Annotated in this window: 18 protein-coding genes; 14 read left to right on the top strand and 4 right to left on the bottom strand. The window is 40.5% G+C overall.

Going from position 1 to position 22,907, the window contains the following annotated elements; genetic code table 11:
• Window positions 1-6 precede the first annotated feature (6 nt).
• The 3 genes from LY11_RS14965 to LY11_RS14955 are packed head-to-tail and all read left to right on the top strand — an operon-like array spanning window position 7 to window position 3,301.
• Window positions 7-1,083 (top strand): glycoside hydrolase family 99-like domain-containing protein, encoded by a 1,077-nt coding sequence (locus LY11_RS14965; protein WP_111634476.1) that lies wholly within the window; start codon window positions 7-9, stop codon window positions 1,081-1,083.
• Entirely contained in the window at window positions 1,083-2,204 is a 1,122-nt protein-coding gene (locus tag LY11_RS14960) for a glycosyltransferase family 4 protein (RefSeq protein ID WP_111634475.1), read from the top strand. Before LY11_RS14965 ends, LY11_RS14960 begins: the two co-directional genes overlap by 1 nt.
• On the top strand, window positions 2,195-3,301 hold the full coding sequence (locus tag LY11_RS14955; protein WP_111634474.1) for a DUF1972 domain-containing protein: 1,107 nt from the start codon (window positions 2,195-2,197) through the stop codon (window positions 3,299-3,301). Before LY11_RS14960 ends, LY11_RS14955 begins: the two co-directional genes overlap by 10 nt.
• A 14-nt stretch (window positions 3,302-3,315) precedes the next feature.
• Here LY11_RS14955 and LY11_RS14950 read toward each other — a convergent pair whose 3' ends face one another.
• Both LY11_RS14950 and LY11_RS14945 read right to left on the bottom strand, forming a co-directional pair.
• Window positions 3,316-4,878 (bottom strand): capsule assembly Wzi family protein, encoded by a 1,563-nt coding sequence (locus tag LY11_RS14950; RefSeq protein ID WP_111634473.1) that lies wholly within the window; start codon window positions 4,876-4,878, stop codon window positions 3,316-3,318.
• A gap of 62 nt (window positions 4,879-4,940) precedes the next feature.
• Entirely contained in the window at window positions 4,941-6,020 is a 1,080-nt protein-coding gene (locus LY11_RS14945) for a mannose-1-phosphate guanylyltransferase (protein ID WP_111634472.1), read from the bottom strand.
• A gap of 395 nt (window positions 6,021-6,415) precedes the next feature.
• Between LY11_RS14945 and LY11_RS14940 the strand changes: the two genes are divergently transcribed.
• The 7 genes from LY11_RS14940 to LY11_RS14910 all read left to right on the top strand — a co-directional run bounded on the left by LY11_RS14940 (window position 6,416) and on the right by LY11_RS14910 (window position 15,130).
• Window positions 6,416-7,324: a nucleotidyltransferase family protein gene (locus LY11_RS14940; RefSeq protein ID WP_111634471.1), complete on the top strand. Its 909-nt coding sequence runs from the start codon at window positions 6,416-6,418 to the stop codon at window positions 7,322-7,324.
• A 33-nt stretch (window positions 7,325-7,357) separates the two neighbouring features.
• On the top strand, window positions 7,358-8,413 hold the full coding sequence (rfbB, locus tag LY11_RS14935; protein ID WP_111634470.1) for a dTDP-glucose 4,6-dehydratase: 1,056 nt from the start codon (window positions 7,358-7,360) through the stop codon (window positions 8,411-8,413).
• Window positions 8,414-9,286 carry a dTDP-4-dehydrorhamnose reductase gene (gene rfbD, locus LY11_RS14930; protein ID WP_111634469.1) on the top strand — a complete coding sequence of 291 codons (873 nt, stop codon included), beginning with the start codon at window positions 8,414-8,416 and terminating at the stop codon, window positions 9,284-9,286.
• A gap of 3 nt (window positions 9,287-9,289) precedes the next feature.
• On the top strand, window positions 9,290-10,150 hold the full coding sequence (gene rfbA, locus LY11_RS14925) for a glucose-1-phosphate thymidylyltransferase RfbA (RefSeq protein WP_111634468.1): 861 nt from the start codon (window positions 9,290-9,292) through the stop codon (window positions 10,148-10,150).
• A 358-nt stretch (window positions 10,151-10,508) separates the two neighbouring features.
• Complete coding sequence (locus tag LY11_RS14920) at window positions 10,509-11,903, top strand: undecaprenyl-phosphate glucose phosphotransferase (RefSeq protein ID WP_111634467.1); 1,395 nt, start codon at window positions 10,509-10,511, stop codon at window positions 11,901-11,903.
• 79 nt (window positions 11,904-11,982) lie between these two features.
• The gene (locus LY11_RS14915; protein ID WP_111634466.1) at window positions 11,983-14,310 is read left to right on the top strand and encodes a TonB-dependent receptor; all 2,328 of its coding nucleotides are present in this window, start codon (window positions 11,983-11,985) and stop codon (window positions 14,308-14,310) included.
• Window positions 14,311-14,314: 4 nt separating this feature from the next.
• A complete protein-coding gene (locus tag LY11_RS14910) occupies window positions 14,315-15,130 on the top strand; it encodes a DUF4249 family protein (RefSeq protein WP_245952780.1) in 816 nt (271 codons plus the stop codon).
• 79 nt (window positions 15,131-15,209) lie between these two features.
• On the opposite strand, the gene LY11_RS14905 is transcribed toward LY11_RS14910, so the two are convergent.
• Window positions 15,210-16,604: a glycosyl hydrolase family 18 protein gene (locus LY11_RS14905; RefSeq protein ID WP_211321558.1), complete on the bottom strand. Its 1,395-nt coding sequence runs from the start codon at window positions 16,602-16,604 to the stop codon at window positions 15,210-15,212.
• 379 nt (window positions 16,605-16,983) lie between these two features.
• On the opposite strand from LY11_RS14905, the gene LY11_RS14900 reads away from it, so the two are divergent.
• Both LY11_RS14900 and LY11_RS14895 read left to right on the top strand, forming a co-directional pair.
• Complete coding sequence (locus LY11_RS14900; RefSeq protein ID WP_111634464.1) at window positions 16,984-17,511, top strand: protease; 528 nt, start codon at window positions 16,984-16,986, stop codon at window positions 17,509-17,511.
• A 284-nt stretch (window positions 17,512-17,795) separates the two neighbouring features.
• Window positions 17,796-18,833, top strand: a complete 1,038-nt coding sequence (locus LY11_RS14895; protein WP_111634463.1) for a 3-keto-disaccharide hydrolase — start codon at window positions 17,796-17,798, stop codon at window positions 18,831-18,833.
• Window positions 18,834-18,879: 46 nt separating this feature from the next.
• Here LY11_RS14895 and LY11_RS14890 read toward each other — a convergent pair whose 3' ends face one another.
• Entirely contained in the window at window positions 18,880-19,797 is a 918-nt protein-coding gene (locus LY11_RS14890; protein WP_111634462.1) for a helix-turn-helix domain-containing protein, read from the bottom strand.
• Between the two features lie 225 nt (window positions 19,798-20,022).
• Here LY11_RS14890 and LY11_RS14885 point away from each other — a divergent pair, with 225 nt between their 5' ends.
• Window positions 20,023-20,892: an AraC family transcriptional regulator gene (locus LY11_RS14885; protein WP_111634461.1), complete on the top strand. Its 870-nt coding sequence runs from the start codon at window positions 20,023-20,025 to the stop codon at window positions 20,890-20,892.
• 97 nt (window positions 20,893-20,989) lie between these two features.
• Window positions 20,990-22,897 carry an alpha-L-fucosidase gene (locus LY11_RS14880; protein WP_111634460.1) on the top strand — a complete coding sequence of 636 codons (1,908 nt, stop codon included), beginning with the start codon at window positions 20,990-20,992 and terminating at the stop codon, window positions 22,895-22,897.
• Window positions 22,898-22,907 lie beyond the last annotated feature (10 nt).

Here is a 22,907-nt window from a genome sequence, read left to right as displayed (position 1 = left end):
CTCAAAATGAATATAGCGATCCTGGCGATTGCGATTATTCCGTTTACCGGTGGCTTTCAGGGCAGCCCAAAAGAAAAACCTGCTGCTGACATTAAATTAGGAGCTTACTATTTTGATGGATGGACCGGAAAATATGCACAGCATATCAGCCCTAAGCTCATGAATTCCTTTGCGAACAGGAAGCCGAAATGGGGGTGGATTACGAGTTCACAAAAAGTTGTTGACCAGCAAATTCTGGCCGCCTCCAATGCGGGGCTGTCGTTCTTTAGCTTCTGCTGGTATTATAGCGGGAAGGATAAATACAGAACAGAGCCCTTAAACAATGCCTTGAAGTATTTTCAAAGCTCTGCCAATACCAGTAAAATGGAATACTGCCTGATGGTGGCCAACCACAAAGGATTTGAAATCGGGACGGCAGACTGGAGTACTGTTCAGGCAGAATGGATCAGGCAATTTCAAACGCCAAATTATTTAAAAGTAAATGGCAAACCGCTGCTCATTTTGTTTTCTGTGCCCAGTCTTGTTAAAAATTTAGGCTCTGCGGCTGCAGTTAAAAGTGCTTTTCAGGATTTGAAAACTGAAGCAATAGCGAAAGGACTAAGCGGGGTGACGATGGCTGCCTGTATTGCTGGTGATCCGCAAAGTATCAAACAAGCAGAAGACTGTGGATTTGATATTCTGACCGGATATAATCAGCATAGCGCAGGCTTTACTGCGAAAACCACGCAGATTCCAATTGACAGCATGCGCACTGCTGAGAAAAGGCTATGGAACAGGGTGGCTAAAATCAGTGACCTGCCTTATATTCCTGTATCAACCCTGAACTGGGACCCAAGGCCTTGGGCAGCGGCAAATAACGCCTATGATACTGCTCCCTATTTTGTCGGTTATTCTGAGAAATCAGTTTACAATTCCGTTTCCGGTATGATGACCTGGATGAATAAAAATACAACGCACACCACAAAAGAAAACATTGCACTGCTCTACGCATGGAATGAAAACGGAGAAGGTGCTTACCTGACTCCCTCTGCAAAAGGACCAAACTTCCTCAGAGGACTACAAAAAGCCTTAAATAAACAATAATGAGTTTGATACCAAAAAAGATAAGAATTCTGCTCGACGCACATATATTTGATCATTCTTTTCAGGGCACGGCCACTTACATGTACGGATTATACTCTGCACTGGTGGAATTCGAAGGGCTCGAAATCTCTTTATGTGCAAATGACCTGCAGCACTTAAAAGCACTGTTCCCTGACCCAAGATTTCAATTTGTGCAATTGAATGCAGGTTCCAGTATGAAAAGATTGCTGACGGAGTATCCCAGGTTAATTAAAGAGGGGAAATATGACTATGCACACTTCCAGTATATTGTTCCCTTTATTAAAAACTGCAAATTTATCAACACTGTTCATGACCTGCTTTTTTTAGAATTTAAACAATACTTTCCCTGGTCGTACCGCATCAGCAGAAAGGTGCTTTTTTTAGCTTCCGCTAAAAGATCAGACATCGTATTAACTGTTTCAGAATATTCAAGACTTGATGTTTCTAAAAAGTTTCTGATCGATAAGGAGCAAATTCATGTGACCCCGAATGCGGTTACCGTAAGCCCAAGAAAGGTAGAAACTGACATTAATATCAAAGCGAAATATGGCATTGAAAAGTATATCCTGTTTGTCAGTCGTTTTGAGCCCAGGAAAAATCATGGCGGACTGCTCAAAGCCTTTTTGAATTTAAAACTCTATGAACAAGGCTATAACCTGGTGTTCATCGGAAGTAAAAAAGAGAAAATTGAGCAAGACGCTTTTAATGAATTACAAAGCCTGATTAACGAAGATAACCGGAAATATATTCATTTTCTGGAAGGCATCAGCTGGCCCGATCTGAACGCTTTTTATCAGCAGGCAGAAGCTTTTGCATTTCCATCACTGGCAGAAGGATTTGGTATCCCGCCTATAGAAGCCGCCATGAATGATTGTAAGGTGATTTGTTCTAATCAGACCGCGATGTCAGAATTTGGCTTTTTCAAATACTTATTTGACCCCGGTGATCAATCCGCATTTGAATTCATGTTACGCGCAGTATTGGAGGACAAAGCATACCCTTTTGAACAAATCAAACAGGAAATAACCAGTAAATATAACTGGACAGTAATAGCAGATAAATTTTATAATATAATTAGCAAAGATCATATATGCGCATAGCGATAATCGGGACAAGAGGTATACCAAACTATTATGGTGGTTTTGAACAATGTGCAGAGTACCTTGCGCTTGGGTTAGTAAAAAGAGGATTTGAGGTTATCGTTTATAACTCTCACAATCATCCCTATCAAGAAAAGGAATGGAACGGAGTTAAGCTTGTGCACTGTTATGATCCTGAAGATAAAATTGGAACTGCAGGTCAGTTTATTTATGATTTGAACTGTATTCTTGATGTGCGCAGACAAAATTGTGATATAATCCTGCAATTAGGGTATACCAGCAGTTCTGTCTGGGGCTGGATGCTGCCTAAAAAAGTGGTGGTGACCACCAATATGGATGGACTGGAATGGAAACGTACCAAGTACTCAGAAAAAGTAAAGAAATTCCTGAGATATGCAGAAAGTCTGGGCGTAAAATACAGTGATCATTTGATTTCAGACTCTATCGGAATTCAGAACTATCTGAAGGATAAATACCAAAAAGACTCTACTTTTATCGCCTATGGCGCTACCTTATTTGATCAGCCTGATCCAGGCGTTCTTCAGGAATATAAATTAGCTCCGTATGCTTATAATATGCTGATTGCCAGGTTAGAGCCGGAAAACAGTATAGAGGTTATTCTGGATGGTGTTTCGATGGGTAACCTGGATATTCCGTTTCTGGTTGTCGGCAAACATGAAACCGCTTACGGGAATTATCTGAAAGAGAAATTTGCTGCACACCCTCAAATTCAATTTATTGGCGGAATTTATAACATCGGCACTTTAAACAGCTTGAGGCATTTCTCGAAAATATACTTTCATGGACATACCGTTGGCGGTACTAATCCATCCTTGCTGGAAGCTATGGCCTCGAGCAGTTTGATTTGTGCCAATGACAACCCTTTCAATCGTTATATTTTAGAAGGCGATGCTATTTATTTCCAAAACGCGGCCGATGTTCAAAAGCACTTGCTGAAAGTAGTTTATGACCAGGATAGCTACCAGTCGATGATAGCCAATAACAGGGATAAAATTACCCGGATTTATGATTGGGAATTGATCGTTGATCAATACGCCAATCACTTTGCTGCCATTAAAGGGCAGATCAACCGTTAAGGTTGATCTGCTGTTTACCAGCTCTTTCTCAGCTTTAAAAGCATACCATAAGAATTATAAAGTAGTTTACCCTGATCAAGGGCTGTAGCAAAACCAACACTATAGCCCTTGTTTATTGGTCTCATGCCTTCCAGGTAAAAAGAAAACTGGTCAACAGGGACGAAGATATTTGTCGTCTGCGGATTTCTGATGGAGCCCGTCGACCCGCCATAAACACTCGTTCCGAAAGTACCATAGTTTTTTGAATACGTAAGTTTTGTCGTGAAATCCCATTGCTGTAAACTTCCTGAAAGACCGAAATGTACTGCGACTATCCGGTTATTGATGAAATTATCCGCATACCGGAAAGCCTGGCCTTTTCGCGCATCGTCTTTTGTGGTGACCAGTGGATTTCCGACTCCTGCACCCTTGTAAGACCATCCTTCCAAATAATAGAAATTATTGTAATAATCCTCATCACCTGACTTGGTGGGTATAGACCACGGATAACCTGCCTGATCTTTAGAATAAAAGAACTCAAATAATGCTTTCTTCCACTCAAATCCACGATTTTTACGGTTGTAATTTTTATTCTCAATGCTCACTCCATTTAAACCGTCCCTGATATTTGCCAGTTTTGATAAAGCACCTACATCATAAAAAGTCTGTCGGTATAGCATGACTTTAACGCTGTTAAAATCATATTCAGCGCCAAGATCAACCGAGCCCAGCTGATTACCAATTTTAGAAGTAGGTACTCCGGCAGCTCCATAAGACTTACCTGTGGCTACATAAAAGAACGACTTCAGCGGGGAAAGCTTGAAATTGGGACCATAAGCGTCTTTCTCATTCCCCCAGTATACCTGATGATTGAATCCGCCATAAAATTTGAGTTTCCAGTCTTCCCTGCCCAGGCGAACATACAAAGACTTTTGATGGAAATAAGTAGTAGGGTGGGTGTTCTGGATTTGATAAATTTGATTGCTCGACTGCGAACCGTTAATCACATCCAGAATTCTTGTTTTTCCAACCCAGCCATGCGCAAAGTTTCCTTTGATCGCGAACAGGCCATTGAAGGCTGGAATAGTATAATAATTGGGAATTGAAAGCTCGATTTTGGGGATGCCCAGTGCATTTCCCGATACAGAAAAATTACCTGAACTTAAGGTTGTATCACCATTCAGGCCCATGACATCTTTTGTCCTTCCGCCCTGAAGCTGAAAAATTCCGGCTCTGACTTTCGCATAAGCTTCAATTAACTGAAGTTCAGATTCTTTTCCCACATTTGCTCTTCCATCAAATCCAAATCCCCAATCGATCAGCTTTTTCTTTCCTGCCGTACTATCTATAGAAGAAGGTGTGCTATAATCACGGTGGAACCTTGCGATAAAACTAGCCGATGCACCAGGCGAAGGAGTGGAGCCGAACTGGTTAGACCGCATCCAGAAAGGAACTACGCCCCCGGTTGTTCCGATAGCCTGAGTTTCCACTTCGGCTTTTATATTTTTAAAAGTTTGCGCCTTTAGCTGGCTGGTCAGTACGAAAAGCGCTGCGGGGACTAATATTAACTTAGTATTAAAATTATCAATTAAACTCATAACAGGATCAGGATAAAAAAGGTACAGTAGCGTGTGTATATTTAGAGAGCTTAATGGTTTTTTTAACTGAAAGTTTCTCCGAAAGTGATGTTCATTTCTTTGACCACTTCTTTGATTTCCTGTTCCTGGTCTTTAGGGTAAATCAATAAAGCATTGCCCTCGTCTACCACGATGAAATTATCAAGGCCGCGGATAATAGCCAGCTTATCATTGTTGATGTGAATAATACTGTTCTGTGTATCTTTTATATTAAGCTGTTTAGCAGATAATACATTGTTGTCATCATTTCTTGGGGCGGACTCATACAAAGAAGCCCAGGTCCCAAGATCTGACCAGCCAAAATCTGAAGGAATAGTATATACATTATCAGCTTGTTCCATGATCGCATAATCAATAGATATGTTTGGTGATTTTGGATAGTTCTGCGTAATGAATGTCTGCTCTTCAGAAGTGTTATATAGCTCTTTTCCGCTATCAAATAATGTATAGATCGTTTCTGCGTGTTCTTTTAATCCTTTGAGAATAGCGCTGACCTTCCAGATGAAAATACCGGCATTCCAAAGATAATCTCCTGCTTTCAGGAATTCTTTCGCTTTTTCCAGGGAAGGTTTCTCAGTAAACTGAACTACTTTATGAAGCCCCTGGTCCTGAGCTGCCGCATATTTAATATAACCATATCCGGTGTCCGGCCTGGTTGGTGAAATTCCTAAAGTAACCAGTACATCGTGCTGCTGCGTATAAGCCAGTGCCTGTTCCACTTTTTCAATAAAAATGTCCTCATGCAATATAAAATGATCTGAAGGCGCAACGACAATGTTCGCTTCCGGGTTGATTTTATTCAGTTTGAAGGAGGCATAGGCGATACATGGAGCTGTGTTGTTCCGGCTTGGCTCGCAGATCAATTGCTCTAAGCTAATCCCTTTTAGTTGATTGATAATAATATTACTATACTGACTATTAGTTACAATGTATATGTTGTCTGGCGGGCATAATTTCAAGAAACGATCATATGTTAATTGAAGGAGCGATTTGCCGATTCCAAGGATGTCAAGAAACTGTTTAGGGTAGGCATTGCGGCTTTTAGGCCAGAACCTGCTGCCGATACCGCCGGCCATTATCAATACAAAGTTGTTGTTTTTCATCTTTTCTGGTTGAATATGGTTGCTCTTAAATGATTGAAAATCTTATATTTATTTACTTTTTTGGTTATTTATTCTTTCGTTTTGCTAATTATTGAACGATAATAATTTATAGCGTAAGGTTTTAATGGCATTTATCCCCTTTGATTCTAAAATTATTGAATTATTCCCTGTAAACTGGTACAGAATTCAGGAGTTAATGATTTTTTAACCTTAATCACATCCTCTTCTTGCAAATGTATTTATTTTTATGTTATTATAATTATGTTTCTATTGCTATTTGCGTTTAATAAAAGGCTTATTATGTTAATATATTGTATTTAAGTGAAAATTTAATGCTGTGTTAATGAGGTAAAATCGGTAAGAGTGCTATATTTGTACCTATAACATTTCTACTTATGACTAAATTAAAACCCTCACTGGTTATTTTGGCTGCCGGAATGGCGAGCCGTTATGGTGGTAACAAACAAATTGAATCTTTTGGGCCTTCCGGAGAAACCATTATGGAGTATTCAATTTTTGATGCCATTAAAGCAGGGTTTGGTAAGGTGATCTTTATCATCCGTGAAGAGTTTGCTGCCTCTTTTAAAGCATCTATTGAGCCTAAACTTGCGGGCAGGATTGAACTGGACTACGTTTATCAATCTCTGGATAAGTTTAGTGGTGGTCAGGAGATCTCTGCAGACCGTACAAAGCCATTTGGAACACAGCATGCGCTGCTCTGTACCAAAGAGGTTCTGGATGCACCCTTTGCTGTGATTAATGCCGATGATTTTTATGGGTACGACGCATTTAAGCAGGCTTACGGTTTTCTGACTACAGAAGCCGCGGCCGGGAAATATGCCTGTATCGGATATGAGCTTAAAAATAGCTTAAGTGATCACGGTTCAGTGACCCGTGGGGAGATTAATGTAAATGCAGCAGGTCATATTACCGGAATTACAGAACGTAAAGAGGTTGTTAAAAAGGATGGTAAAGCATTTGCGAAGGACGGTGATGCGCTGATTGAATTGCCAATGGATACAAAAGTGAGTATGAACTTCTTTTGTTTTACGCCAGAGTTTGTGAATTGGAGCGAAGTTGGTTATCTTAAGTTTCTGCAAGAGAATGTCAATAACCTGAAAGCTGAATTCCTGATCCCTGAAGTTGCCGATCAATTGATCAGCACAGGTGCGGGAGTAGTGAAAATGATCCCTACCCAGGCTAAATGGTTTGGGGTCACTTTTAAAGAAGATGCGCAGATCGTTAAAGAGCGGTTGCTGGAGTTGACAGCAGAAGGTCTTTATCCTTCTGATTTGTGGAAATAATAATCAGGGTGATCAACCATTAAATTTATAATGATGACTAAGAAAATTTTAATTACCGGTGGTGCCGGGTTTATCGGTTCCCATGTGGTGCGCAGGTTCGTAAAGAGCTACCCCGATTATCAGATCGTAAACCTGGATAAGTTAACTTATGCAGGGAACCTTTTAAATCTGACTGATATAGAATCGGCACCAAACTACGAATTTGTAAAAGGCGATATTGTGGATGCTGCTTTTATAGCTGAACTGTTCCGTACCGCGCAGTTTGATGCTGTTATTCATTTAGCTGCCGAATCTCATGTTGACCGTTCGATCTCCAATCCGATGGAATTTGTGATGACCAATGTAATCGGAACAGTTAATCTGCTGAATGCTGCAAAAGAACAGTGGAAAGGTGACTATGCTCAGAAACGTTTTTATCATGTCTCTACAGATGAAGTTTATGGGGCGCTTGGTGAAACAGGGATGTTTACAGAAACAACTGCTTATGATCCGCATAGCCCATATTCTGCCTCTAAAGCAAGTTCTGATCATTTTGTTCGGGCTTACCACGATACTTATGGTCTGGATGTTGTGATTTCCAACTGTTCAAATAACTATGGATCTCACCATTTTCCGGAGAAGCTGATCCCGCTGGCGATCAATAATATTAAAAATAACAAAGCTGTGCCTGTATATGGTAAAGGTGAAAACGTGCGTGACTGGCTTTGGGTAGAAGATCATGCCCGTGCTATTGATGTGATCTTTCACCAGGCAAAAGCAGGTGAAACCTATAATATTGGTGGTCATAACGAATGGAAAAACATTGACCTGATTAAGCTTCTTTGTAAGATTATGGATGAGAAGCTCGGCCGTTCAGCTGGTACTTCTGAACAATTGATTACTTATGTAACCGATCGCGCCGGTCATGATTTAAGGTATGCAATCGATTCGTCTAAGCTTCAGGAAAAATTAAACTGGGTTCCAAGTCTTCAATTTGAAGAAGGTCTGGCGAAAACTGTAGATTGGTACCTTGAAAATGAACAATGGCTGGATGATGTAACTTCGTCGAATTATCAGTCTTATTATGAAACTCAATACGCAGAAAGATAAATGGAAATATTAGTATTAGGCGCATCCGGTCAGCTGGGTAGCTGCATTAAAAAAGTGGCTTCACAAACAGGACTGGAGTCTATCTCTTTTCCGGATGAAACTGCGGGAAATATACTGGACTATGCAGCGCTGGAGAAACTGTTTATTGCAGAGCAGCCCAAATTTGTGATTAACTGTGCGGCTTATACGGCAGTAGATAAAGCAGAAGATGATGTGGGGCTTTGTGAGCAGATTAACAGGGATGGTGCAAAGAATATTGCGCTGCTTTGCCAGGCTTACGGTGCAGCGATGGTTCATGTTTCTACCGATTTTGTCTTTGCCGGTAACAGTGTTAATTTATTGAAAGAAGAAGATACTGCTGAGCCTGTTAATGTTTATGGGGTCACTAAATTAGCAGGAGAAAAAGATATTGCAGCAGTTTTGTCTGCTCATTTCATTCTGCGTACCAGCTGGTTGTATTCTGAATATGGAAATAACTTTGTGAAAACCATGCTGAAATTAGGGGCAGAAAGAGACGAGCTGAATATTATTGCCGATCAGATTGGTACGCCAACTTATGCAATTGATCTGGCGAAAGCAATTTTAGCGATCATCGCATCTGGCAAAACAGCTTACGGCGTTTATCACTACAGTAATGAAGGGGTGACTTCGTGGTATGATTTTGCGCAGGGCATTTTTGAGCTCAGTGCTACTACAGTAAAACTATTCCCTATTCCTACTTCTAAATATCCGACAAGGGCTGTAAGGCCGAAATTCTCTGTCATGGATAAAACTAAAATCAAAGAGACTTTTGATTTGGAAATTCCTTACTGGAGAGATAGTTTATTAGTTTGTATCAATCAATTGGCTTTAATTAACGTACCTCAAATTTAAGATATGAAAGGAATAATTCTGGCAGGAGGGAGTGGAACGCGTTTGCATCCGCTCACACTTGTAATGAGTAAACAAATGATGCCGGTTTATGATAAGCCGATGATCTATTATCCGTTGTCAACTTTAATGCTGGCAGGGATCAGAGAAGTACTGATTATTTCTACACCTCACGATCTGCCTAACTTTGAAAAGCTGCTGGGTGATGGAAGCCGCCTGGGTTGTAAATTTTCTTATGCAGTGCAGGCGGAGCCAAATGGGCTGGCGCAGGCATTTGTGATTGGGGCCGATTTTATTGGAAAAGATAAAGTTGCCCTGGTATTGGGGGATAATATTTTTTACGGAGAAGGGATGTCTAAATTATTGCAGGCAAGCGCCGATCCTGATGGAGGGGTTGTTTTTGCTTACCAGGTTTCTGATCCGGAACGTTACGGTGTGGTGGAATTTGATGAAGATAAAAAAGCGGTATCTATTGAAGAGAAGCCGGTTCATCCTAAATCTGATTATGCGGTTCCGGGTTTATATTTTTATGATAACAGTGTGGTGGAGATTGCAAAAAATATCAAACCATCGCCACGCGGAGAATATGAAATCACCGATGTAAATAAAGTTTACCTCGGGCAGGGGAAATTGAAAGTTGGTGTGCTTAGCAGGGGTACAGCCTGGCTGGATACTGGTACGTTTAACTCCTTGATGCAGGCTGGGCAATTTGTTCAGGTTATTGAAGAGCGTCAGGGGCAGAAAATAGGGGCGATCGAAGAAGTTGCTTACCGGATGGGCTTTATAGATGAAGCGCAGCTGACTGCTGTAGCTACGCCTTTAGTTAAAAGCGGTTATGGACAGTATTTGTTGAAGTTGCTAAAATAAGCTTGTTTTTTGCGGCAATTGTGCTGCGCTGAAAAGATCCCTCAGGCAATCGTTTGAGGGATCTTTTTTTTTTGTAAATATCGCTGTAAGTTGTAAGGAATGTTTCCTTTGATTCCCATTTTTTCCGTATTGAGGTATTATTCTTGTTATTTTATTCTTAAATGAAATCTAAAAAAAGCTTTTAAAACCATAAGGAGTATGGCGCTTATATTTTATTCAATTATTGTTAAATTTTGATTAAATAATAAATATCACGCTATAAATAACTTTTTAAGTTAAATATTAGAATAAAATTTATAATTCTCTTTGCGATTGGCGCTTATTTGCTATATTCGTGTGTCTATAAATAAATCTACCTATGCAAACACGTTATTTATACCTTTTAAGGTATGTTTTACCCGTCACTGACCTGTTAATGCTTAATCTGGTTTACTTTGCGGCCTATGATTTAAGTATTTACATGGGAAAAAATGTTTCTTATGAATTATTACATCATTATGTGATCGTATGTAACCTGATTTGGGTGTTTAATGCCTTGTTTTTTGGTATGTATACTGAGTATGGAGCCAGACGACTGGAGCGTATTTACAGAAGCACCTGGAGAAGTATACTCATGCACAGCGTGTTGTTTTCAGCTTATCTTTTACTGGAAAAGAATGTTGACTTTTCAAAAACATTCATTACTATCTTTTATTTCCTGCTTTCCAGTGCATTTTTGCTAAACCGTTTTGTAGGTACATCTTTGCAATTCCTGTTAATCAGTAAATTCCATGTCACTAAAAAGGTGGCTGTAATGGGGGGGAACCCTACGGGAAACCGACTTGCCAGTTATCTGACAAAGCAAAATAACGTAGATTTTTATGGGATTATCGCAGAGCGGGATGAAGACTTTTACAGTGATAAAACAGGCATGATTTCTGACTTTGCCATTGCTGAAATGAAAGCAGCAGCGGCAGGTGGTGTCAAAGATCTGTACGTTTCTGTGCCACCAGAAAGAATGTCAAAGATGCATTCTTTGGTCAGAGAAGCAGATAAACAATGTCTGCGCCTGAAGTTCATTCCTGACATCGCAGGTTCTTTGGATGCGCCGTATACCATGAGTTATATGGGCGATGAATTTCCGATTATCACCCTGCGTAACGAACCCCTGGAACTGATGAGTAACCGTTTCAAAAAAAGGACCTTTGATATTATATTCAGCGGCCTGGTTATCCTGTTTATTCTAAGCTGGTTATATCCGGTCATTGCACTGCTGATTAAGCTGCAAAGTAAAGGGCCGGTCTTGTTTAAGCAACTGCGCAGCGGTAGAAATGACGAACCATTCTGGTGTCTGAAATTCAGAAGCATGCGGATGAATAGTACCAGTGATAAAAAACAGGCTACTAAAAACGATGACCGTATTACGCCAATTGGTAAATTTTTGCGCAAAACAAGTTTAGATGAGCTGCCGCAATTCTTTAACGTATTTGCCGGAAGTATGACCGTTGTAGGGCCAAGACCACATATGTTAAGTCACACAGAAGAATACAGGGCAATTATCAGTGAATTCATGGTACGTCACTTTATGAAGCCAGGAATTACCGGATGGGCGCAAGTGAATGGCTTCCGCGGAGAAACCAAAGCACCGGGTTCTATGGAGAAACGTGTGAAACACGACATCTGGTACCTGGAAAACTGGACTGCTATGCTTGATGTGAAGATTCTTTTTATGACTATTAGCAACGTAATTCACGGCGAAGACAACGCCTACTAATCCCGATTCTAACCAAATCTTTACCCCGGAAAGGATTTTCCGGGTTTATTGTTTATTGAGTGAAACCTAAAGCACATTTATGCGATCTACCTATCGGAATTTACTATTGCTTATCCTCCTCACTCAATTCCAGTTCTCATTTGCCCAGGTCAAAAAGACCATTACCGGAAATGTAACTGATGGGAAAACAGGAGAAACCTTAATTGGTGCCAGCGTTAAAATAACCGGAGGCACAACCGCCGTAGCCATGACCAATGGCTACGGCTTTTATGCTGTTGGCACTACACCGGGCGAGCATGATATTTCTGTTAGCTTTATTGGCTACAAAACTATCACACAACATCTTAACTTATCAAAAGATACACATCTTAACTTCGTGCTCGAACCCGGTAATCAATTAGATGAAGTGGTGATTGCCGGCGCAAAAAGTAATGACAATATCAACAGCCCTCAAATGGGGCCTCAAAGGATGAGTATGAATGAAATCCGGAGCCTCCCCATGCTACTGGGAGAAAGGGATGTGATGAAAGCCCTGCAGCTTTTGCCCGGTATTAAATTAGCCGGAGAAGGAAACAGCGGCTTTTATGTGAGAGGCGGGGCAACCGATCAAAACCTGATCCTTTTGGATGAAGCCCCCGTTTACAACGCCTCTCATCTGCTCGGTTTTTTCTCCACCTTTAACTCCGATGCGATCAAAGACGTTACTGTTTATAAAGAAGGGATGCCAGCACAGTACGGCGGGAGGTTGTCTTCAGTCATAGACATCAAAATGAAGGAAGGCAATAGCAAAGAAACCACCGTTGAAGGAGGGATTGGCCTGATTTCTTCCCGGCTCAAAGTAGAAGGGCCGATTGTCAAAGACAAAGGATCCTATATGATCAGTGGTCGCAGGACTTATCTGGATGCCTTTTTTAAATTGTCGCCCAATAAATCCATCAGTAAAAATGCCTTATACTTCTATGATCTCAATGCAAAGGCCAATTATAAAATCGATGACAAAAACACGCTTTTCCTCTCTGGTTACTTTGGCAGAGATAAGCTGAACCTCGTTAATATATTTGGCTTTGACTGGGGGAATGCAACCGTTACCATGCGGTGGAACCACTTATATAGTCCAAAGCTATTTTCCAACACTTCGCTCATCTATAGCCATTATAGCTATGTGATCGATAACCTGATGGAAGACGCTAATTTTGAAGTCAATTCTTTCATCAGAGACTTTAACTTAAAGCAAGACTTCCAGTATAGTATCAGCAACAAACATCAGCTAAAATTCGGCCTAAACGCTATCCATCATACCATTGCCCCCGGTAAGATGACTGCTACCAGCGAATCCAGTGTCAACCCCATTACTTACGAAAACCGCAAAGGACTCGAACTCGCAGCTTATCTGACTGATGAATGGAGTGTGAGCGATAAGTTTAAAATGGTTTATGGATTACGATTGAGTGGTTTCTCAGTGCTTGGGCCGGGCCATTTCAAAACCTATGATGCGGAAGGTAATATCCTGAAAACGAATAGTTATGCCTCCAGTCAGTCTGTGAAAAACTACCTCAACCTGGAACCCCGGTTTTCCGCCAGCTACCAGCTCAGTGGTAACAGTGCTATTAAAGCAGCTTATACCCGGAATACACAAAACATCCATTTGATGTCTAATTCTACTTCCACCTCTCCAACTGATTTATATATCATGAACAGCAATAACGTGAGGCCGGAAATTGCTGACCAGTTCTCTACAGGTTACTTCAGGAATTTCAACGATAACCAATATGAGTTCTCTGCAGAAATCTACTATAAATCAATGCAGCACCAAATCGAATACCGGAACGGTGCAGATCTGCGTGAAAAAGATAATGTAGAAGCAGATCTGCTTTATGGTGATGGCAGAGCCTACGGCATAGAACTATTTTTTAAGAAGAGATTTGGCAAATTCAACGGGTGGATAGGGTATACCTATTCTAAAACAGAAAGGCAGTTTGATACCCTGAATGATGGCCGCTGGTTTAATGCCAAACAAGACCGGACACACGATGTTTCTTTAGTCGGAATTTACAAAGCAAGTCCCCGCTGGACACTTTCTACTGTGTTTGTATATAACACAGGAAATGCGGTGACTTATCCGAGTGGTAAATACCAGGTGAACGGCAGAACTGCTTTCTATTATACGGATAAAAACGGTTACCGTACGCCCGCTTATCACCGTCTTGATGTTTCAGCAACGCTGGATGGGAAACCGGGTAAGAAATATCAATCCAGCTGGACTTTTGGTATTTATAACCTCTACAATCGCCAGAATGCTTTTGCAATTAATTTTAAGGATGATCCGGATAATGCTGCTAAAACACAGGTCGTGAGAACCACCTTGTTTGGAATTATCCCTTCCGTAACCTGGAACTTTAAATTCTAGTATCATGATGTATTCAAATCGAAACAGACAATTTAAGTCGGGAGCCGTGTTCCTGACCGGAATATTATCGCTGAGTTTATTTTCCGCCTGTGAGAAGGCAATTGACCTGAATCTGGATAACGTAAAACCAGTTATTGTCATTGACGGGGGTGTAAATGACCTCAATGAAGTTCAGGTCGTCAGGATTTCTACCACCTATTCTTTCACCGAAGAGAATAAATTTAATGGACTCGCAGGTGCAAAAGTCGTACTCACCGGAAGTGACGGGACAACCGTTAATTATACGGAGAAAACCACCGGGATTTACAACAGTCCGAAATTCAGAGGAAAACCCGGAACAACTTATAAGTTAACCGTCAATGCGCAGGGGCAAACTTATACCGCAACATCTACGATGCCGAAGAAAGTAATCTTGAACCTGCTGACTTTTAAAGAGCTTACCGTGGCGAATAAAACCAGGAAATACGTGGCTGTCATTTATGATGATCCGCCTGGAGTAGAGAATTGGTATCATTCTATTGTTCGCTTCAAAGGTAAAGTGGAATTCGATGCGGCGACAGACGACCGGTTTAACGATGGCAATAAGGTGAATGATGTGATCTTTTATGATTTGAGTAAGGATATGGTTCCCGGAGATACCGTTGCCGTAGAGTTTCAATGTGTCGATAAAGCAGTTCACAGGTATTTTTTTAGCCTGGGACAGAACTTATCTGAAACCCAGCCTGTTTCGCCAGCAAATCCGCCTTCAAACTTTGATAACCACGCTTTAGGTGTATTTAGTGCTTATACAACGAGTTCACGTAAGGCGCTGTTCAAATAAGTTAAAGTCATTGTTGAAATAAGTTAACTATAAAAACAGGCTGCTCCATTAGAGCAGCCTGTTTTTATAAATTGAGATTTTATTTATTGATACCAAAAGCCTCCCAGCCCGAAATCGTTGCGCGATTACAAGTCATCGCCTGTGCACCATTTTCGCTTGAAATATATTTTCCATTATTTCCTCTGAAAGATACTGTTCCATCTGCATTGGTTACCCAGTCAAACTTTTCCCAGTCACCAGCAGTAGCGCGGCTGCAGGTAATAGCCTGAGTTCCATTTTCTGACGAAACATATTTACCTTTGCTCCTTAAGGATATTTTACCACCTCCAGCATCAACTACCGTAAAAGTTTCCACAGGTGATGCCGCAGTGCGGTTACAAGTCATTGCTGTTGCTCCATCTTCACCACTTACATAGCGGCCATTGATCCCTTTTAGCGTCACTGTACTTCCGATTGGAATAGACCCACCTGGATTGCCCGCTCTGGAAACTACCACCTGGTTAATTGCAGACAGCAGCGAATTTGCGCCAGTAGCATCTTGCGATAACTCCCAGATCATAATACCACCAGCCTGGTCAAAAGCAAGATTAGTTTTGCTTTTAATGGTAGGGATGCCATTGTATCCGATTCCCGCATAAGAATCTGAATTTGGGCTTCCGCCTCTTGATAAAATGGTTTTATAATCTACATACTCATTAGAAGAACGGCCATAAAATGGAACTCCTAAATTAGCTTTGCTTGCAGGAAGACCTCTGCCCACCCAGTAGTTTAAAGACTGAACAGCAAGCGCATAAGTAGAGTGGTTAGCTCCACCTTCATCATAAGCCATAATATTTAAAAAATCTACTGCAGCGAATACTGCATTTTGTACACCCGGGCCATTGTAAGAAACCACAGCTGCGGTTAATAATTTTCCTTTGTTGTGCATTGCAGTGCTTAACTGCTGCATTAAAGCTGTATAATTATTACCTGAATTTCCTGCGTCAGGATATTCCCAGTCAATATCAATACCATCCAGGTTATACTGATTCACCAAATTGATTACATTATTAGTGAAAGTTGTACGGCCGGCTGCGCTGGAAGCGAAAGCCTCAAATGCGCTGTCATCACCATTATTCCATCCGCCAACTGATACTAATACTTTTACATTATTAGCATGTGCAGTAGCCACCAGGCTTTGAAGTTTTGAAGGGTTTTCTAATGGTTGGAAACCACCAGAAGCGGTCGGAAGGATAAAAGCATAATTGATATGCGTTAATTTACTGTACTGAATTTGATTAACTTCGCCGGCCCAGGAAGGTACATAGCCAATTACTTTAAAGTTTGCTGCAGAAACGCCATTCACCGCTGTGTTGTTCGCATTCATTTGGTTGTCAGGAATTGCGGAATCTGCCTCTTGCTTTTTACAGGATGCCATACACAAGAGTAATAGTGCAGGTAATAACATTAATCTTAAATGTTTTTTTGTTTTCATGATAGTTGGTTTAGGTTATAGATTTAACATAAAACTAACATCATAATTTGTATAAAACAAAATATTATTTAATTAAAATTAAAGAATTAATATATAAAGATAATCAGTGATACGCTTGAAACACAGTAAATTTTCCTTGGTATGAAGGTTGTTATACTTAAAAAGCATCCTTTTATTCAATCTCCTGGAAAATGATGATTCGCAATAAAACCAATAAAATATTAAGCTAATAAATGGCCCGGGATGCAGCTATAGCTGATAAAACATATACTTTTATACGATGAACCCGATATGATTAAAATAATTATTAAATCCGCAGGGCAATAAATTATTCATTCATATCGGGTTCATCAGACAGAAAAACAAATAAACTAAATAAATGAAATCAATTATTCCACTATTATCCGTTGCAGTTCTGGCATTTTCTTCCTGCAGCAATCAAACATCGACTTCTTCAGCCAGGAAGGTTAAAGAGGATGCCGCAACTAACAGGGCATGGAAAAGGCCGGTTGGCGAAAAGATTTATGCCGCCATGCAAATTAAAAGCAGCATTAAAGCAGGTGACTCAGTTAAACTGAAATTTACTGTTTATAACCCTACAGACAGTGTACAGCAGTTTTGCAAATGGCACACTCCGTTTGAACCTTTAATGAGCAAGTACCTTGACGTTAAAGAAGTAAATGGAGAAGAAGCGAATTACAAAGGTGCGATGGCCAAAAGAATGATGCCGCCACCAGCAAGCAGTTATCAAAAAGTAAACCCGGGAGACAGTCTTGCTATCGAAGTTGATTTGCTGAAGGGCTATGCTATTCAAAAACCAGGAAAGTATGTAATTACTTATAATGGAGAAGGAATGAGCGGTCTCGTTGTTAAAGATAGTATTGTTTTTAATTACGTTAAACCCTGATAACCTTTAGTCATCATTGAGCAGTGATCGGGATTGCTTTAATTGTATTTTTGGACTACTACCATAGTCCATTAACTCAATTCTGTAATAACTTATCAACTTAATCTTGCAGTGGCATATTAACTCAACCCGGCAATCCTTCTCCGCTCTTGCGGATAACTTTTCTGCTTCCTGAAGCGCAATCTTCGTAAAGAATATATTATAATGGGAAATATGGTTTATTTGAAATTAAATAAATCCTATCTTATGATACCAAATCAGTAAACCATTATAATACGATGAATATGTATAAGAAATTTCTTGTTTTAAGTTTAGGCAGTCTGCTCACTTTCACAGTAGCAAATCCTCTGTATGCAGTAGCGAATCCTTTGTATGCAATAGCGAATCCTCTATATGCAGCAGTAAACCCTCTATATGCAGCTGACCATTCCCCGGCAGCCCGCCTTAAAAATGCGGCGGCTGCAAAAGATTTAATAGGCCGATGGGACATTACGATGGATGAAAACGGTAAAGCTGTTCCCTCATGGTTAGAAGTTAAACTTTCAGGATACAGTACCCTGACCGGTTATTTTGTTGGAGGGTCCGGAAGTGCGCGCCCAATCGCTAAAGTGATCTTTAAAGATGGTAAATTCAGCTTTACCATTCCACCACAATGGGAAAAAGGGGATCAGGATTTTGTGATAGAAGGCGAATTGACCGGTGATGAAATTCATGGAACTTTGGTGACCAGCGAAGGGAAAAAACATAATTGGAAAGGCGTGAAAGCTCCTTATTTGTATAGAACCGCTCCGGTAGTCTGGGCTAAACCGATTGCCTTGTTTAACGGAAAAGATCTGACCGGGTGGAAAGCTTTGGGTGAAAACCAATGGATTGTTAAAAATGGTGTATTAACAAGTCCGCATTCAGGTGCTAATTTAATATCGGACCAGAAATTTACAGATTTTAAATTACACGTAGAATTTAAATATCAAAAAGGCAGTAACAGCGGAGTTTATTTAAGAGGCCGTTATGAAGTGCAGATTGAAGACAGTCCTAAAGAAGCACATCCTTCAAGCGTCCTGTTTAGCGGAGTTTATGGCTTCCTTGCACCCAATCAAATTGCCGCTTTAGGGCCAGACCAGTGGCAAACTTATGATATTACACTAATTGGTCGTATGGTCACTGTGGTAGCAAATGGAAAAACGGTGATCAGTAACCAGGAGATCCCGGGAATTACAGGTGGTGCACTCGACAGTAAAGAAGCCGAAGCAGGGCCAATTTACTTTCAAGGAGATCACGGGCCGATTGAATTTAGGAAAATTGTAATTACCCCTATCAAATAATACATTATATAATCACTACAGAGCTTTACATCACAGGTTAACGGGGTTATTCACTAATTCCGTTAACCATTTTTAATAACTTTTTGTAATCAGAAGGATTAACCTTCATCGTCTTTTTAAAGATCTTGGAAAAATGATGCCGGTCAGAAAAACCGCATTCATAAGAGATCTCATCCAGTGACTTATTGCTATGGTGCATCAAATGGCAACCTGCTTCCACTCTTGACTTTAGAATATACTGCTGCGTGGTAATCTTGGTGCTCATTTTAAACAGCCGGGCAAAAGAATTGACCGCCATATTTGCCGTATCAGCCAGTTGCTCATTCGTTATTTTCCGTCTGAAATTCCCCTCAATGAACTTAATTGACTTTAAAATCCGGTGATCAATATTTCCTGAATCCCATATCTCATCCGGTAAATTCAACAGACAGGCTGCAATTAACTGTTTGACCCGTAACGATTCCTTCATATTGGTAACCAGATCGGTCACGCAGGCTCTTTTGATTTCTTTCAGCAAATGACCAATTGTTTCGTCCGGTTTGATTACATAAATGGTATTAGTCACGAAATCCAAAGGATAGCCCAATGAAAAATGCGTAAAAAAATGATCTGCTTTACCATGTGCTGCTAAAGTGGCGAGGTCATCAGTTTCTATGAATTTTCTGCCGATAATTGACTCGTCCTGAAAATTGAAATTTCTTTTTAATTGCGATGAAAATGAAGTGTTGGGCGGGATAATCAGGATATTTTCGTTATTCAGCGGAATGGTGCTATTTTTAAATCTGATCGTAGAGTCACCAACGGAATTATGATAAATCCGCCAGAAAGGTACTTTAAGATCATCACATTCCCACTCTTCCAGAATCCAGTACCGGCAGCAAAACAATTTTATACTTAACTCTTTAAAGTTTTGATGTATAGCAGACGGATCTATTTTAATTTCCTCACTTAACTTCCTTGCCATGCAATGTTTGTTTTATACATATTTTTGAGCAAATCATACAACAGGATTGAAAATAGTTTTCCCAACTTTAGAAACCGAATATAAACAAAATCAAAATTTGACCCGCTTGATTATCTGCATGGCTTGTAATCCTGAAAAGTTTTTTCAAAACGCTTTCCAGTCAGACACTAAGTTCCTGCAGCAGATAGCCAGTCCTTTGAATCATCAAGATTAATTTTAGAGCGTATGAAACCACAATTACTAAAAATCTCAAAAAGCCCTGCACAATCATTCACTGTGCGCCATGATCTGAAACCTGGGATGAACAATAAGTTTCACTATCATCCTGAAGCTGAACTTATCTATTTTATCAAAGGAAAAGGAACACAATTTATTGGAGACAGCATCAGTGAATTTAAATCTGGCGATTTAGTTCTTGTCGGTGCTAACCTGCCGCATTACTGGCGTTTTGATGAAGACTTTACAACTATAGATCCCGAGAACTATGCTGACTTTAAAGTCGTCCACTTCTCGGAGAAATTTTTAGGAGAATACTTTCTGAATATGCCGGAAAATAAAATGATTAAAGATATTCTTGATAAAGCTAAACGCGGAATCCGGATAGAAGGCAACAATAAAAGAACAGTGACCCAGCTGCTGGATTACATGCTGGAAACCGAAGGAACAGACCGGATCATTTATATGATCCAGGCTTTACAGGAAATTGCCAAATGTGATCAATCAGAATTTTTATCCTCGATCGGTTATTCCCCGGTGAAAGAAGAAATGACCAATGACCGCATTCAGGATATTTATGATTATACATTCGCTAATTTCAGGAATAGAATTGAACTAAAGGAAATCGCAGATGTAGCGCGGATCAGCCCTAATTCTTTTTGCAGATATTTTAAATCCTTCACCCAAAAAACATACTCACAATTCCTAACGGAAATTAAAGTAGGCCAGGCCTGTAAACTATTAATTGATAACAGACTAAATATAAAGCAGATCTGTTATGAGAGCGGATTTAATAACTTTACCAGCTTTCATAAATGCTTTAAGGGCATTACCGGAAAAAGTCCGTTGAGTTATCAAAGAGAATTTATAGCATCTTAACCCTGAATGCTAAAAAAGCTGAATCATATGCTAAATGGCGGTGAATAATAAAACGTTTTTATAGCTTACTTGCTGTTATAACCAATAGTAAAAAAGAATGAAGCGTTTTTTATTAAAACTGCCTGTTTTATGTTCCATCGTGTTACTCACTGCCAGTGCCTTTGCGCAAACGACAGGGGATGAGGACAAAGACATGTTCAATAAAGCTCAACAGTCAAAAGCCGGACAAATGGCTTTTGCGGCTTCCAGAGATCAAAAGGCAATTGATCAGGCGGTCAATGGATGGTGGAAAACGGCGATGGTCACCCACGACCAGCGGATCGGGTGGTGGCGAGAAGCGAAATTCGGTATGTTTGTCCATTGGGGTGTCTATTCGCAAGCTGCAGGAGAATGGAAAGGTAAAAACGTGGAAGGCTATTCAGAGCATTTAATGCGAAAAGAGAAAGTTTCCAAAGCAGATTACCTGGAGCTTGCCAAAGACTTTAACCCGGTATCTTTTAATGCTGCCCAATGGATCACGTCCGCTAAAAATGCAGGCATGAACTACTTTATTATCACGGCTAAACACCATGATGGCTTTGCAATGTATCCCTCTTCCATATCTGATTTTAACCTGACTGCCCAAACTCCTTTTAAAAGAGATCCTTTAGCTGAGCTTGCTGCGGCGGCAAAAAAACAGGGCATGAAATTCGGTTTCTATTATTCGCATGCCTTTGACTGGGAAGACCCTAATGCACCCGGTAATGACTGGGAATATAAGAACCCTGGAGGTGATCAATTGATAGGAGGGGCAAACTGGTATGATCAGCACCCCGACTGGCTTCCTAAGGCCGTAAAATATGTAGATGAAAAAGCGATCCCTCAGATTCTGGAGTTAATCAAAAAATACCATCCTGATATATTATGGTTTGATACCCCGCATAAACTTCCTTTTTCAGAGAACCTGCGGATTCTGGAGGCCATCCGCAAAGCAGATCCAAATGTAGTCGTTAACGGCAGACTGGCCAGAAATGGCAATATGAATTTTGGAGATTACCAGAACACAGGAGACAGGCCCGCAGAATTTGCACCTGTTTCGGGCGATTGGGAAGCAATTCCTACAACCAACGAATCTTACGGTTATTCTAAACACGACCATAGCCATAAATCTGTTGAATTTTTTGTGCAGTTGCTTGCTAAAGCAGTTTCCCGCGGAGGTAACCTTTTATTAAATATCGGCCCCAAGGGTGATGGTACTTTTGATGCGGCAGATCAGGCTATTCTGAACGGCATTGCAATATGGAACAAGAAAAACGCAGAAAGTATTGAACAGGCTTCTAAAACTACATTGCCACTGCAAAGCTGGGGAGTAACCACGATGGGCAAAGACAAAATCTATCTGCATGTTTTCAACTGGCCAGCCAACCGCCGTTTATCTTTAGGAGGTTTAAGCCGGCAAACAGGAACGCCTTACTTCCTTCAGGATAAATCAAAAATAGCAATTCCGATTACACAGGCAGGTACTGAAATTGTATTCAGTCTGCCAGCTCAAATGCCTGATACCCTGAATACAGTTATCGTTTTACCTATTCAAAGGATACCGCAGATTGATCCGGTCAGATTAGTTGCGGCTGAAGGTTTAACAACCAGGCTGCTTGCTTTTGACGCTGATTACAAAGACGTGAATTTCAAATTCGGTGACGGTAAAGCCAATAAATATTATATCAATAACTGGAAATCGGCTAATCAAAAGATAGGCTGGAAATTCCGCACTACAGCAACTGCGCAGTATAAAATAGTGATCAGATATATAGCCGCAGGAGATACCGGAGGGCAATATACTTTGACACTCGCGGATCAGGTCTTTACAAAAAACACTTCTTTTGCTTCCAATGCTCCCATTACTGAAGCAATAGGAACAATCCAGCTTAATCCGGGAGTACATAATCTTTTGATAACTCCTTTGAAAATCACTAAAACTGAACTGATGAAATTGCTGGAAGTTCAGCTGGTGCCTATTGACTAAACCAAATATC

Source organism: Pedobacter cryoconitis, assembly GCF_003259615.1.
In the GTDB taxonomy this organism is placed as follows: Bacteria; Bacteroidota; Bacteroidia; order Sphingobacteriales; family Sphingobacteriaceae; genus Pedobacter; species Pedobacter cryoconitis.
The sequence above is the reverse complement of the archived record's forward strand: the minus strand, read 5'-3'. Positions and strand labels throughout refer to the sequence as shown.

Coding starts and splice junctions, on each gene's coding strand:
- LY11_RS14965 (WP_111634476.1), top strand. CDS start 7: ATGAATATAGCGATCCTGGCGATTGCGATTATTCCGTTTACCGGTGGC.
- LY11_RS14960 (WP_111634475.1), top strand. CDS start 1,083: ATGAGTTTGATACCAAAAAAGATAAGAATTCTGCTCGACGCACATATA.
- LY11_RS14955 (WP_111634474.1), top strand. CDS start 2,195: ATGCGCATAGCGATAATCGGGACAAGAGGTATACCAAACTATTATGGT.
- LY11_RS14950 (WP_111634473.1), bottom strand. CDS start 4,878: ATGAGTTTAATTGATAATTTTAATACTAAGTTAATATTAGTCCCCGCA.
- LY11_RS14945 (WP_111634472.1), bottom strand. CDS start 6,020: ATGAAAAACAACAACTTTGTATTGATAATGGCCGGCGGTATCGGCAGC.
- LY11_RS14940 (WP_111634471.1), top strand. CDS start 6,416: ATGACTAAATTAAAACCCTCACTGGTTATTTTGGCTGCCGGAATGGCG.
- rfbB (WP_111634470.1), top strand. CDS start 7,358: ATGACTAAGAAAATTTTAATTACCGGTGGTGCCGGGTTTATCGGTTCC.
- rfbD (WP_111634469.1), top strand. CDS start 8,414: ATGGAAATATTAGTATTAGGCGCATCCGGTCAGCTGGGTAGCTGCATT.
- rfbA (WP_111634468.1), top strand. CDS start 9,290: ATGAAAGGAATAATTCTGGCAGGAGGGAGTGGAACGCGTTTGCATCCG.
- LY11_RS14920 (WP_111634467.1), top strand. CDS start 10,509: ATGCAAACACGTTATTTATACCTTTTAAGGTATGTTTTACCCGTCACT.
- LY11_RS14915 (WP_111634466.1), top strand. CDS start 11,983: ATGCGATCTACCTATCGGAATTTACTATTGCTTATCCTCCTCACTCAA.
- LY11_RS14910 (WP_245952780.1), top strand. CDS start 14,315: ATGATGTATTCAAATCGAAACAGACAATTTAAGTCGGGAGCCGTGTTC.
- LY11_RS14905 (WP_211321558.1), bottom strand. CDS start 16,604: ATGAAAACAAAAAAACATTTAAGATTAATGTTATTACCTGCACTATTA.
- LY11_RS14900 (WP_111634464.1), top strand. CDS start 16,984: ATGAAATCAATTATTCCACTATTATCCGTTGCAGTTCTGGCATTTTCT.
- LY11_RS14895 (WP_111634463.1), top strand. CDS start 17,796: ATGTATAAGAAATTTCTTGTTTTAAGTTTAGGCAGTCTGCTCACTTTC.
- LY11_RS14890 (WP_111634462.1), bottom strand. CDS start 19,797: ATGGCAAGGAAGTTAAGTGAGGAAATTAAAATAGATCCGTCTGCTATA.
- LY11_RS14885 (WP_111634461.1), top strand. CDS start 20,023: ATGAAACCACAATTACTAAAAATCTCAAAAAGCCCTGCACAATCATTC.
- LY11_RS14880 (WP_111634460.1), top strand. CDS start 20,990: ATGAAGCGTTTTTTATTAAAACTGCCTGTTTTATGTTCCATCGTGTTA.